Here is a 14378-nt window from a genome sequence, read left to right as displayed (position 1 = left end):
AGCTTGTTTGGTTTTATGGTTTGTTTAGATCTGATGCACCAATGTCAGGACTGTTTGTTCCTGAACCCAATTCTGCTTGAGTTTTTGGAGTCTGGACTTCTGGAGCAATCGCTTTTGGTTTTTCACCAGATGCTTCTCCTTCTGGGATTTTTCCTGGTTCTGGAACAGTCTCTTCTTGTGCAATTTCTTTTGGCTTTTCATCTGGTATTGGAATTGGAGGTGGTGGTGGAGCATTTTTTGCTTCATTCATACCATACCTGTAGATATGGAAAAATGCTGCAAACACAATTAGAATCAATCCAATAAAGAATAGAGAAATATTCTTCATTCCAGTCAAGGCTGCATTATATGCAGCGATGTTTAGGAATACTTGGAACGCTAACAATGCAACAAGCAGCCAATTAATCCATTTTTGAGATAGGTTAATTGTTGCGACTTTGTTTGGTCCCTTTTCCTTGGCTAATTTTGCTTTTCTTTCGGATTCTTTTGCAAGTTTAATCATCATGTATGTGAATCCAAATCCTAGAGGAACCATCAATATCATTACTGAATACAAGAATACAGGATCAATTACCAAACGCTCTACTAGTGACAGTGTAGTATCTGCAGGAATATAGAATCCCCAGTAGGTTGTAACCATTACTTGGGCCAATCCAGTAATTCCAAATGCAGTGATTATAGGACGATCTTTCCAAGAGAATTTCTTGTATCTATCAATAAACGGCGTTAGCATAATTGCAGCTATGAATATTCCAGGCCACAAGACGCCTGTTACAAACTTGTCATACTGGGTTCTCAAAAATGCATAGATTCCAGTCAAGTACCATTCAGGCACTGTAATTCCAGGTGGCACAGTAGGCTCAAACTTGAAGCCCATATCAATTGGGAAAACACCACCAGTAATCAAAATAGCACCGCCGATTGCCATAACCATTGGCACATCAAACACAAGGAATCTTGGAAAGTGCACTGCCATTAATCCAAGCATCACCAATGGTAAAAGGAAAACATGCTGAGCATAAAATCTCAAAACAAAGTCTGAGAATCCCGCACCAAACATCGCATCACGCATTGTAGGCCCAATAACAGGAATAGATGTGGTCAACGACGCTGCAATACTAATTGCAAGTTCTGCACGTTCACTAAAAATAATATCATAACCAGTAAATGCTTCAAGAATTGTTACGGTCCCTAAAATAACACCAGTTGCCCAAAGAATCTCATTTCTAATTTTGTATCTTCCACTAAAGTATTGATAATACATGTGAAGTACAGCTAAAAGAACCATAGCATTAGAACCATGGTAGTGAATGTTTCTAATATGAAAACCAAATGGAACTTCGTCGTTGATAAACTGAACACTGTCCCAAGCTCTATCCAACATAGGTTGATAGTAAAACATCAAGAGAGCTCCTGAAATTCCCAAGATGACAAATACAACAAATGTTAGCATTCCTAAAAATCCAAACGGACTTACAAAACGTGCAGGAAATGAAAACTTGATTGCAGTAAAAATTGTTCTGTCTAATCCATCCCATAACCAGTAAAAGAACGCTACTGCGCCAGTTCTTCTCTCAAGCGAAGCGGCCATATCCAATCACTCCATTATCATTTACACCCCAAACAGGTGGCAATACCCACAAGAAACCATCAGAGTCAGCTTCAAAATCTAATTTTGGCAAAGTGTTAGAAGGTGCGGCTTGCAAGGATGCAGGTCCAATGTATGCAGTCCCAGTTCTTGGGTCATAAACACTTCCATGACAAGGACATTCACCTCTCTTCTTTGTTTCTTCAGGCCAATATTTCCATAAACACCAAAGATGAAGACACACCATACTAAATGCTCTAAAAGCTGTTACATCTTGTGCTGATCCACCATATTCTTCAGGTAGTCGAATAAATTGCCATTTTCGAAAAGCTTCTGTATCAAGTGCAGGATCACCGGTACTTGGATAAGTAATTACTTCAGAATGGTTAAGTGGAAATGTTTTGACGTTTGCCTGAGTCCCATCAGGTAAAATTACAGGTACTTTTTCAAGTGATGCTTGAGATGGGTTTGGCATAAAATTTCCAAATGGAACAAATGGAGCAAATGCTAAGCCTGTACCTGCAGCTCCCATCAATTTAAGAAAATCCCTTCTGGATAATCCGCCAGACTTTTGGGTCCCCTGCTCTGACATTCAGCTGTCGTACTCGCCAAATTGCTTATAAACCTTGTTCAATCAATTTGATGGTTTTTGTCTGAGGACATAAAAGATGACAATTCCGATCGCAATTCCAATAACCAATCCAAGTGCAATACCAACTACAAAGTTATCTGGCATCTCTTGAGATGTAAACTCAGATGCATCTGGAGTTTTTTCTGAAATTGTTTTAGAATCAGATACATTATTCGAGGTTTTTGTATCTATTTTTTCGTCATTGTTTGTAAAGTTAGGAATTAGAACAGATGGAGGTTTGGCATCAATGTGATAATCTTCAAATGAGATATTTGAAAACCTTGCTGCAATGTTTATTGGCTCTGTCGTACTGTTTCCTCCAAATAGAGTAGAGTGGGTTAAAAGAGAATAAGTTCCAGTTTGATTAATTGGTACAAAGAGAACTGTAGAGGTATCATCCTTATTTTTTACTGGGAAAAATCCACCACCCTGACTAAACAGTGAATTGCCCAACCAATCAAGTGATGGCCATCCAAGAAAATGGCCAAAAACACCAGAGGGCATGTTAGTTTGAACAATTTTTCCTTTGGGATCCATTACAAATACTGCAAGATTAGTATCAGGATGTTCCCAAGATAATTCAATTGAGGCTGAGCTTATTGAATCATCAACAACATCAAAATAATATTGTCTCCAATCACCTGCCATGTACCTATTAACCATATCAAAAGCACCTTTTGTGTATCCAGTTCCAAAAAGTATATTGTCACTTTGTTTTCCAGAAATCAATACAGGAGAATCTTTTTGAATTTCTTTTTTAATCACATAAGAAACAGGTGCATGCACACTATGATTTTCTGATTCAAATGTAATAAATCCCTGATAGACGCCAGTTTCTAAATTATTTGAGGGGACTAAGTTAACACTAATTTCTACAGAATCATTTGCAGGCACTGTAACTTCTTTTCTATCTAACCATATTTCAGACCAAGTATTTTTTTCATAATAACTTGCAGACAAAGTAAAATCCATAGAAGTTGAATTTTGTTTTGTCTCCCCTTGCCAATAGGAATATCTTTGAGGTACGGGATAAACTCCAACAACTGGAATGCCATCAAATTTTTCAACAGGATCAGAAACTCTTAATTCCTGAACAGTTCCCCAAGAACCTCCCCTGTTAACCATTGAAATTTCATCATTGTCAATTTTGGTATTGTTGTTGTTATCTATCCAATCATAAAGATACAACGATGAGATTTTTAGATCATTTGCATAGACATCATCTGTTTTATTCATAAAATTATCAAATGGGAAATTTACATTTAAGATCAGCAAAGAGGATTCTTTAGGAATTAATTTTTCATCAAACAGATCTGCCATAACCTCTGATGTTTTAACATCAGAAAGTTTGACGTAGTTTGGCAAATATACATCAGGTTTTCCTTCAGAAGGATAGTCTTTTGTGATTGCAGTAGTACTGTCAACAGAATATTTTTTGATTAATGACACTAGCTCAGGTTTAATTGTTATCTGTATTGGAGAATCAGAAGGATTTTCAATAGTAAAAGTTGTAGATGACGAGTCTCCAGGCAATAACTGTCCTGCAAACCAGCTTGTCATAGGCATTGATTTTGTTGGAAGTGAAAATTTTTCAAAGCCTAGTTTTGTAGAGTTAAAATTTTGAATTGCAGGCTCCATTACTTTTTTGATATTTTCATATGATTGATCGTTATGTACAATAAAATACCCTTTTTCGCCATTTACAAATTTGATAGCATTTTCAATATTTGCAAGTCCAGCCCCTTGGGTGAAAGGATCATTTTCTAAATCATTTGCGCTAGACATTAAGATGTTTTTTATCATAAAGGGATCATATTCTTTTGAATGCTTTTGTAATTCCTCCATTATAATGGCAGTACTTCCTGAAACAAGTGGTGCTGCCATACTTGTTCCACCAAACAATGAAAAAGACTCGGACTTTGAATCTTTTTCAGTTTTTATCACATTAGAAGGAACAAAGCCGTGTGCACCAATGCTCATCAAATCAGGTTTAGGATCTCCGATAATTCCAGGACCCCTACTTGAAAAATCTACAACATGATTATAATGAATTGTAGAATTTCCAAATCTGGGCTGGTCTTTGAATGGACCATACCCTACATAGACATTATTTGTTGTAGCTCCAACAGAAATTCCAAATGGGGATGCATTTGGCAATCCAATAGTTCCATAACCATGTCCAGAATTTCCGGCACTAGAAATTATTGTAATTCCAGGATAATCATCATCAAGAGAATGCGGAGTTGACAGCATTGAGAGAATAATTGACAGAACATCTAATCCAGGGGGAGATTCAAATGAAGGAAAATTCGACACTCCCCAACTATTAGATATGATATCGGCTTTGGGAACTCCAGAAAATTCCCAGTTTGTAGAATTGTTTTCAAATCCAGCAACCCACAACCATGAATAAACAGTATCGCCAAACCATAATGCCTTTACAGGGATAATTTTTGCATCAGGTGCTACTCCTTTGATAGTAAATTTTTCTGTGTTATTGTAAATATCATATGTCTCAATACCTCTAGATGTAATTGATGCTGCACTGGATGTTCCATGTCCCATAAAATCAGTCATCAATCCAAAATATTGTCCCTTAGGATCAATTGGTTGTAACAAGGTTCCATTTGTTGCCTTTAGTTTATCATCTACGTTGATTGTGTGATTACCAATCACACCGTAAACATCCAAAACTTTGGCACCAATTGTTCCTGCACTATAATCGTCTTTTCCGTCACCATTTGAGTCATAAACAAGAAACTCTTTTCCACTTCCCAGTACAATTGGTTTTTCATCAGTAAAATCAAAATCATAATCTGGTTTTTCACCAGATTTTAGATCAAATCGAGTATAATCCTCCCAGGAAGTGCTAAGATCAGGGATTATTGTATCGTACTTTCCTGCAATTGTTGAATCAACTAAGAGAACAGGAACCACCTGAAGCCTTGCAAGAGATCCTTGAAGTGCACCTTGATAAATTACACCCAAATGATAGTTTCCACTTTTTGATTTGATATAGTCTCGATTGTTTTGGCCAATTTTCATATCATTTGCCAATGTCCCATTAAAAACTACAGAATTTCCAACTTGTGGGAAAAATGAATTGTAGATTGGAATGTTTGTCCCTTTTCCATCATTTGTCAAATCAAGAAAAACGCCTTTTTTAGAAACATATACTGAAGAAGTATAGTTTTCAGGAATTGGTTTTGAGTAATTGCGAATTATTTCATCATCATCAATGAACGCAAAAAATGTTGCATTGGTTAGAATTATTCCCTGGCCATCAGGATCAAGCATTATGGGGTGATTTTTTTCATCACGTGCCAAAGAGTGTTGAATGTCAGGGTTTGAAAAGTCGACTCCCGTATCCACTATAGCAATTTTTACTCCTTTTCCCGTAGCATTGTATTTTGATTCTGCAACATCTGAACCAGTAATCAAGCCAATTCTTGAGGCATCAGAGATTTCATTTGAAGTATGAAAGTCTAATTGAAAGTCCTCAATTACATTTACACCTTGTAAGATAAGATCAGATGCAATGTTTTTTTCTAACACCATAACATAAAAGAATCCATTTTCAGAATTTATTCCATAAAGTGAGTTTTGTTTGAGATAGTCTACATCATCATAATTTGCTCCAAAAACAATGTATCTTTTGAAATTATTTTCTTGATAGAAATCTGAATCAACATGTAAAATTCCAGAGTTAAAAATATCAGATTTTTTTTCTACAGTATCAAAATGTAGATCACCATAGTACCCATATGAATTTGCAGATACTGAAGACAGAAGAATAATACAAAAAAAGATAGCCACCTTGGGCATTATGACAATTTTTGTCATTTGTGTTTATTATAACTATCTTCTTCTAGCAAGAATTGCTATTTGTAGTGCAACAATTATTCCAATAGATGCGACAATGGGAAAGAATAGAGAGTTTAGCTGTGATGATGCCTCTTCAATGTTTGTTACAGATGAGGAAATTGATGTTGTACTTTTTTCAATATTTGTGCTAGCACTTTCCAGAGTCGTTCCAAATCCTTCAATTTCAGATTTTAGCACTTCAAGTTCTTGTGATGTTTCATCTAAGATTGAGTTTAATTCAAGTATTTGGTTTGAGATTCCACGAATGTCTTGAGTCATTACAGTGGTAGCTACAGAGCCATGAGAGATTGTTCCCTGACTGAATGCAACAACATGAAAGACATATGTTCCTTCTTCAGTAGGAGTGTAATCAGTAAAGTACAATCCTTGGTGTAGTGTTGAGAATGCATTTGTTAATGTCTGAACTTTTCCTGATGGCAAGTGAACATGTGTGGTTTCTAAAAGTTTACGTGGATCATCGCCAATCAAGAGACCGTCACTGGTTGTTTGGACAAAAACTCTGATTGGTTGATTAATTGCAGCCGTTTCTGGTGCAAAGACAAGTGTGTTTACGTGACGCTCAACTGGCACATCAACTAGTTCTGTGGTTGATGTAAATTTTACATCTAGTTTTTGTGACAGTCCTTGTTCAGTACTGATAATTTCAACAGTGTATGTTCCAAATGGGAATGTGGTTGATGATTTTGGCCATGTAAGTACCACATGCTCAAAGGTACCATCCTCATCTGCAGTAATTTGATCAAATTTTGCAATTGTTTCATCTGGTGCAAATAATCTGATAATGATGTTTTCATTTGGAAGGCCTTTGCCATAAACAAACAAGGGTTGGTTCTCAGAATAGACTTTGCTGTTTGAAAACAATTCCAAAGTTTCAGAAAAAGAGTTTGGAATTTGCAATACTAAAACAAATAACAAAAACGAAAGTAATAATTTTTTTTTCAATTTATTTTACAACAGAACTTCTCCTAGATATTGCTTCTGGAAAAATTGTCTACAACTTACGTTAAGTCAGGATTCAAAAAAAGAAAAAAGGATAGTGTGAATTTGTCTAGTCTTAATTGACAGTTACAGTTGTTGAAACTGGTGGTGATAGAGCCGTTGGATTATCTACTGATTCCCATACAAATGCTGTTGCAGTGTATGTGCCTGGGGCAGTTGGAATCCATGATAATGCTGGGCTGAATGATTGACCAGGAGATAGTGAACCTGTAATCCATGCTAGTGAAACTGTTACACCGTTTCCATCCTGAATCTGTACCAAGTATGCAAATGCTTGCTCTCTATCCTGACCATTTGCTAAGTCGGCGCTGATTTGTACCTGTTGGTCTACGCTAACAGAGTCTAAGCTGTTACCGAAGGCATCAACAGTTCTCAAGTTTGCAGCTGGTGCTCTCTCGAGAGGAGGTACAACAGTACCGATTAGTGAAGTGGCAGTAATATCAAGTTCATCTGCAGTTGTGTATGGATCAGGTAGTGTATTGTCCTCATATTCTGCAGTGACAGTGTCACCTTCTGCGACTCTGAGTCTGTGACCGGAAGATTCGTCAGTAGTTGTGAAGAACACAGTACCTTCGAAGATTCCAGTTGCCTCATTAGTCTCAGTTACAGTAAGGTCAATACCTCCGGAATCGGAGTCAGACCACACATCGACATTGAAGTTGTCGACTGATTCTGGATTTAAGTTCATGTCTGGGTCAATTACTCTTACAACACCTGTTCCGCTAGCTGGATAGCTTGCTTCAAGCCACTGAACTTCACCGATGTTCCATCTGATGAGTGCTGAGCCGACTACTGTTTCATCCTCTGAGAATTCAAAGGATACAGTAATACCGTCATCATCATCTGCTGGTAAGAGTCCATCAGTTGGACCGCTACCAGATGGGTCACGGGATACTACATCATTACCATTTGTACCAGTTGTGGTATCGCCATCAGCATCATGTGTGAATCCAGTAAGGATAACCTCACCAGTAAAGATGCCTGTGTCAGTACCAGTTTCAACTAATTTGTAGTTGTTTAGTTTCTGTCCTCTGGTTGAGACCTTGATTGGATCAAGATCAGTGTTACCGATTTCATCAACTAAGTCACTATCAAAGTTGTGGTCTGGTGCAACGATAGTAATGTATACTTTATCAGTCCATGTGTAAACTTTTTGGTCAAGCTCAACAGTTGCTCCGAAGTTAGAAGTGTAGATTGTCAAGTTGACATCTTCATCTTCGTCACCTACATAGTCAGATCCAGATGGACCCCAGTCAGTATACTCGAGGATAATTTCTTCTCCTCTTTCTAACTTGTCACCGCCTAATTCTTCAGGGATTTCGATGACAATCTGGAAGATACCAGTACTCTCACCTGTTTCTCTGAAGTTAAGTGGTTCTGGGTCAAATGCTGCTCCTTCGCCATCAGCGTCACCCATGGTAACGGTTGCGGCATCAGAGTCCCATTCAATCAAGTCCAAGTCATAAGTCTCAGCCTGGTCATTGTCCAGATCAAGGTCTGGCTCAATGAGGGTCAAGATCATATCAGATCCGATAATGTATACGGATTTGTCAGATTGTAATACACCGTTTCTAAGATCAAATGTAGCAGAGTCTGTAACAGTATTGACATCACCTGATGCATCGGCTGGATCAGTGTATTCTACTTGGAGAATATCTCCTTGTAGGATACAGAAGTCACCAGTTGATGCGGTTTCGTCAAATCTGTTCAAAACACCAGTACCTGTGGTACCATCAAGTGCAACATAGTTGTCCGTATCTGGACATGTTGAAGATGCTGGACCGTCAGTGTATCTGATGAGTACGTCAGCTTCGAATATTCCTGCATCTGGTGCAATTTCGACCATTGGGCCAAATTGTCTGATACTGGTACCTGGAGTTGCATTGTCGCCATCGACGTCAATGACACCATTTACCTTTGCTGGACCACCAGCATAACCGAGTACGACTGTTGAAGAACCTCTGATAACAGAGATTTTAACAGGTCCGACTCCATCAGCTGTGTTTTCAGCAATTTCATCTTCACCACTTGCGGATACATCAAAGTCTGGGTCGTTAACTCTAACGTGTATAGTAAGTCCGCCCTTGTTCAAGAATTCACCTGCATCCAAACCAGCAGTGTTACCGGAAATACCAGTTCCACCCATACCGGATTGATGGATTGGGAATAATGAACGCTCAGTTGTACCTGAGGTTGGAACAGTTGTAGCATTGGCATCATATCTAGCTGGTACACCAAATGGTACTGGATAGACAGTTCTGTCAAGGCTTACTGAACCTGTGTTAGCGCGGATTCCTGCTGAATCTCCTACTTCGATGGTTTCACCAGATGCGTCTCTAAAGTCAACATAGTTAACTTCAATGTCGAGACCGGTTGCAGATTCTGGTGCTGTTGCACCTGATCTACACCACTGGGAAGGAATTTGGAAGTCACCTATGAATACACCAGATTCTGGTGCTGTTTCAATAAGTGAGAATCCAGTACTTGCAAGACCGTCATCAATACCAGATGGTACTGTACAGCCGGCGTGAGTACCGGTCCAAAGTTGATCATCGAATGTGACATCTAGTAATCTACCAAGGTTTTCACCGTTGGAGAGTAAATAGCTGGCAGAAGCTTCGCCGACTACGTCAACTAAAACTCCAGTGTCAACTGTTGTATAGATATCAATGAGATCAGAGTCTACGTTAAGATCTGCGTCTTCTAGTGTAATTGTAACTGTGTCAGCAGTCTTGTAAGTATCGAGATCGAAGGAGACAATACCAGAGTGAGCTGGTGCTTCTTGTTGGTCAGCTACTTGTGTAGATACACCATCTGCGCCCAAGTCAAGATAGTTGACTCTTGGTGATTCTTCATCATCCAAGTCTTCAATTACGATGAAAGTTGGATCATCGGCAATTGTTCTAAGGCCAGCGTATAGATCTGCATCAAGTATGTTTAGCTGATTAATCATGGTGTATTCCAAGCTACCTTCGAAGGTACTTGTGTTATCACCAGTTTCCTCGACTTCAATTCTGATTAATTGGTTAGCGATTCTTTCATCTTTTTCCAATCCATCATTTAGGAAGCCAAAGGAGAAGAAGTCTGCTGCGATTGCATCCTCAGCGTTTGGAGCAGCACCAGTTGTTGCAATAATTGCAAGTCCAATTTGATCGGTTTGATTCAAAGTTTGGATATAATCAATGGTGTTGTTCGTTAACTGAGTGAGTGACTGTTGTGAAACACCATCAGCAATTTGGTATGCAAATGTTGTTGGTGTCAATGTACCGTTAGCACCGATGATTGCAGTTCCTACTGTATTGTTAAGTAAGAATACATCATATGGTCCAGTGGAGCTTAGGCTTCTAACATCTAAGTTAAGGAAGCTAAATCCATTGAGTGCGGTTCTATTAAGTACGGTGTCTTGCAAATCGTCTGCATCTGTTCCTAAGTCGAATGCGATTCCATCAACTGAGGTTGTACTACTTGAGTTTAACATTGCTCTCTGGCTGAATTTTTGTACAGTCAATGTTGCATTGGCTGCAGCTGCTACACCTGGAGATGTAACAGTTGTTGCATTAGTAATTGCAGCAGTAGCATTGTCAAAGTAGACAGCAGTAGCTACAGTGCTAGACTCTGTACCTGCTTCACCAAGTGAGAATGGATCACCAGTTTGAAGTGCTGGGATCAATTTTACATTTGGATCATTCAAGTCAAGGTCTTCATCTGCTCTACTGTTTCTGTTTGCATCACCATCAACGACAACTACTGGAATCTCTTCACCAGAGTTCCATTCATTATCTGTTGGTTGGATGTCAACAGAACCAAAGCTGTGGCCTACAAGAATAGTATAAGAGTCCTCATTGTATGTGATAGATGCTGAGGTTCCCCTCTTTGCATCATCAGTGATTACAAGTGCAGATGTATCTGATTCATCATATGTACCAAATACACCGCTGTTTGGACCCTGTTCTGTAATTGTAATTGGTACAGTACCATTCAATACCAAGTTAGAGCCTGCACCCCAGCTAAGTGGGTTTTGTGCATTATTAACATTGTTCAATTCAAGTACGGTATCGCCGTTATCCTGTAAGGTAGCGACGTATCCTTTACCTTGAACATCTGGATTGAATGACATTATACAATTATCCTCACACATCAAGTCACCTAATGTTGCTGTTAATGCAGTAGAAGCTGTACTTGTATTTGTGGTAGTGTTACCTACTGCGAGTCCGTTCTCATCGAATACTTGGTAGTTTGTAGTTAGTGTACCTACTGTACCAAATGTCCAAGAGTCTTCGTCAGTTGGGTCAACGTTCAACCACAAATCAGTGACAGTTGCATGTACTTCTGCGCCTTGTGGATAGACAGCTCTGTCTAAACTTACTGATGCAAAGTTATCAACAGTATCAAAAGTAAGTGTTGTTGTTTGAACACCACCACCTTTGTTGTACTGTACGACAACGTTACCAGTTGGGTTTAGGTTATAGAGTTGTACAAATGGCCAAACACCATTACCTGGTGCAAGTCCGATTTGACCTCTATCCACATTTGCTGCTGTACCTGCATTTGGATCTTTTGCTTCTCTTACAACATTGTTTGTTCCGTTAAGTGAGTAAGTAACACTACTACAGTCTGCTGCTGCATCTGTAAGTACTGTTGCTGGGTTTGTACCGTTGATACCTGCTGATCCGATATGTGATGGTATTGCAACGCCAGAGGTCTCACTTAGTGAGAAACCAATAACGCTATCTGCCGTACCTGCGGAACAAAATGTACCAAAGTCTAAACCTTCACCTGCTGCGGAAACTGTTGAATCTGCAATTTCAGCCATGTTTCTGTCGGCAAAGTAGCCATACCAGTTACCGTCTACTGCTTGAACCATTCTCAGGATCTTACCGTTTACTGTAACGTCTGGCTCACCTTTTGCCTCATCGGTGTCATTAATGTCTGAGTCAATTACAACGACCTCAATTACTTGAGGTCCTGACATGTAGTTATCAAACTGTGAGTTTTCTGCGGAAACAAATAGGTTAGCGTTGGCTGCATGTGCTGCTGGCATAAAGCCTGGTGCAGCAATTGTCATACCGCCTGCTAACATAATTGTCATTAATGTAAGACTAGTTATTTTACGTCCTAATTCGTTGTTCATGTTATTGACCTTTTTCTTGAAAATTTGTATTTAAGGCTAATGGACGATTTGTCCACAAATGGGGCGATTCTTGCGATTATTTTACGCCTAGGGTGATTTTGGTGTAATTTTTTGATCGCTTGTTGTAATTTTTACATTTTTAATGTGATTTTGCTTCCTTGTGATGTAAATTTATGCCATTTTTAATAAGATTTGCTAATAATTTCATCGTTTTTTCCTGTTTTGGAATAATTGATCTGTGTAGAAACCGTGATAATTGCCCGGTTTTGGTAAGAATCATTGAAGATTCTCATTACTGGCGGTGCAGGGTTTATTGGAAAACATCTGACAGAATACTTTGTCAAAGATCACGAGGTCTTGATATATGACAATCTATCTAATAGCACAGAAAAAGATGCTGAATTTCTTGCTGCAAAGGGCGCAAAGTTTTGCAAGGGCGATGTTTTGGACTGTGAGAAATTATTTGAGTTTTGTAAAGCCGATGTTGTGATTCATCTGGCAGCGCTGTCTGATGTTGCAGAATCTGTCAAAAATCCAGAGGAGACAAGAAAGGTAAATGTTGATGGCACGCAAAATGTTTTGGATTGCTGTGTAAAAAACAAGGTAAAAAAAATAATCTTTGCATCATCAGCTGCGGTGTATGGAGATTGCAAAAACCTTCCAATAAGAGAAGACAGTTTGATGCAGCCACTGTCACCATATGGTCAAAGCAAGCTTGATGCTGAGAAAATTATTGAAAATACGTGTAGAGAAAATAAAATCAGTTATGTGATTTTACGATTGTTTAACATTTATGGCAAGGGCCAAAATGAAAGTTATGCAGGAGTAATCACAAAGTTTATGCAAAATATTTTGGAGGAAAAACCAGTTGTAATTTATGGAGATGGTACACAGACGCGTGACTTTGTTTCAATACATGATGTTGTTGATGCATTTGATTGTGCAATAATATCAGACAAGAATGGAGTATACAACATTGCAAGCGGAATACAAATTTCAATAAATGATTTAGCTCAAATAATGTTTGAAAAGTTTGACAACCAGAAAATAATCTACAAGCCAAAACAAAAAGGGGACATACAAAACAGTGTTGCAGACATTTCATTGGCCAAAGAGAAGTTAGGATTTGTTGCAAAAAGAAAACTAGAAGATGAGATATCTAGTATCTATCACGAATAAGATTTGCCATTGAAAACAAAATCACAGCAGTAACGCAAAGTATTGCGCCAAGCAAAAACAACACGACTGAAGCTAAAAGGGAGCCGTAAAACACAGTTTGCTCGTTAAGATATGCATCCAAAAATATCCCGCCCATTGCAATTCCTGCAATGACAAGAAAAATTCCAGGAACTCCATAAAATTGCAGAGGGTGTTTTATTGAGACATATTTGATTGTGTTTGCAAGAACCGAGATACCATGTGGTACTGCATGCTGTTCTGAGGTATCGCCATCATAAGATACTGTGATTGGCACCTCAGCTAGTGACAGCCCTTTGTTTGAGATTTTCAACAGTATCTCAGTGGATACTGACATCCCTTCTTCTGTTGGATGAATAGCATCGATTGCATCTTTAGAATATGCCCTAAATCCTGACTGAGAGTCGGAGACCTTAAGATCTGCACCATAGTTTGCAGCCGAAGTAATTATCTTGATTCCACGCTTTCTATATCCTGGTGCCTCAGTGGAGTCATTTAGGAACCTAGAGCCAATAACGACATCTACGTTATGCTGCGATAAGGTGTTTAACAGCAATGGAATCTGGTCAGGATTGTGTTGTCCATCGCCATCTAGTGTTATCATTGTTTGAGCACCATTTTCTCGTGCATAATCAAATAGCGATGTGATTGCAGCGCCATATCCGCGGTTTGTCTTGTGAGATATCACAACTGCTCCTGCATCTTTTGCCAGTTTGGCAGTATCATCAGTAGAGCCATCATCGCACACTATTACCTTGTCTACATGATCCTTTGCAGACTTTACCAAGTTCTCAATGTAAGTCTCTTCATTGTATGCAGGAATGCAGGCAACCTTCAATTTGATCTAGTCAGGAAACACCATTATGTAAACAGTTAGTTTTTTGATGTTTTGAAAAATCAATATTGTGAATTTTAAATGTAGATTCATTTCTATTTGAGAAAAATTT

Annotated in this window: 7 protein-coding genes; 1 reads left to right on the top strand and 6 read right to left on the bottom strand. The window is 38.7% G+C overall.

Annotated features, from left to right (window positions below):
* Positions 1-13: 13 nt before the first annotated feature.
* The 5 genes from NsoK4_RS00560 to NsoK4_RS00540 form a co-directional block, all read right to left on the bottom strand.
* Positions 14-1591 (bottom strand): cytochrome b N-terminal domain-containing protein, encoded by a 1578-nt coding sequence (locus tag NsoK4_RS00560; RefSeq protein WP_211687475.1) that lies wholly within the window; start codon positions 1589-1591, stop codon positions 14-16.
* Positions 1575-2180 carry a ubiquinol-cytochrome c reductase iron-sulfur subunit gene (locus tag NsoK4_RS00555; protein WP_211687474.1) on the bottom strand — a complete coding sequence of 202 codons (606 nt, stop codon included), beginning with the start codon at positions 2178-2180 and terminating at the stop codon, positions 1575-1577. The genes NsoK4_RS00560 and NsoK4_RS00555 overlap by 17 nt, the downstream gene beginning before the upstream one ends.
* Before the next feature lie 42 nt (positions 2181-2222).
* A complete protein-coding gene (locus tag NsoK4_RS00550; protein ID WP_211687473.1) occupies positions 2223-6044 on the bottom strand; it encodes a S8 family serine peptidase in 3822 nt (1273 codons plus the stop codon).
* 33 nt (positions 6045-6077) lie between these two features.
* Positions 6078-7046, bottom strand: a complete 969-nt coding sequence (locus NsoK4_RS00545; RefSeq protein WP_211687472.1) for a methyl-accepting chemotaxis protein — start codon at positions 7044-7046, stop codon at positions 6078-6080.
* 112 nt (positions 7047-7158) lie between these two features.
* On the bottom strand, positions 7159-12234 hold the full coding sequence (locus tag NsoK4_RS00540; RefSeq protein WP_211687471.1) for a hypothetical protein: 5076 nt from the start codon (positions 12232-12234) through the stop codon (positions 7159-7161).
* A 279-nt stretch (positions 12235-12513) separates the two neighbouring features.
* Between NsoK4_RS00540 and NsoK4_RS00535 the strand changes: the two genes are divergently transcribed.
* The gene (locus NsoK4_RS00535) at positions 12514-13413 is read left to right on the top strand and encodes an NAD-dependent epimerase/dehydratase family protein (protein ID WP_211687470.1); all 900 of its coding nucleotides are present in this window, start codon (positions 12514-12516) and stop codon (positions 13411-13413) included.
* Here the strand turns inward: NsoK4_RS00535 and NsoK4_RS00530 are convergent.
* Entirely contained in the window at positions 13394-14269 is an 876-nt protein-coding gene (locus NsoK4_RS00530) for a glycosyltransferase family 2 protein (RefSeq protein ID WP_211687469.1), read from the bottom strand. The two genes, NsoK4_RS00535 and NsoK4_RS00530, sit on opposite strands and share 20 nt — an antisense overlap.
* Positions 14270-14378: the final 109 nt, after the last annotated feature.

The sequence above is a fragment of the Nitrosopumilus sp. K4 genome (assembly GCF_018128925.1).
Lineage (GTDB): Archaea > Thermoproteota > Nitrososphaeria > Nitrososphaerales > Nitrosopumilaceae > HKST03.
The sequence above is the reverse complement of the archived record's forward strand: the minus strand, read 5'-3'. Positions and strand labels throughout refer to the sequence as shown.

Excerpts from the sequence above, each read along its gene's own strand:
- NsoK4_RS00540 (WP_211687471.1), bottom strand. The coding sequence starts at position 12,234 with ATGAACAACGAATTAGGACGTAAAATAACTAGTCTTACATTAATGACA.
- NsoK4_RS00550 (WP_211687473.1), bottom strand. The coding sequence starts at position 6,044 with ATGCCCAAGGTGGCTATCTTTTTTTGTATTATTCTTCTGTCTTCAGTA.
- NsoK4_RS00560 (WP_211687475.1), bottom strand. The coding sequence starts at position 1,591 with ATGGCCGCTTCGCTTGAGAGAAGAACTGGCGCAGTAGCGTTCTTTTAC.
- NsoK4_RS00555 (WP_211687474.1), bottom strand. The coding sequence starts at position 2,180 with ATGTCAGAGCAGGGGACCCAAAAGTCTGGCGGATTATCCAGAAGGGAT.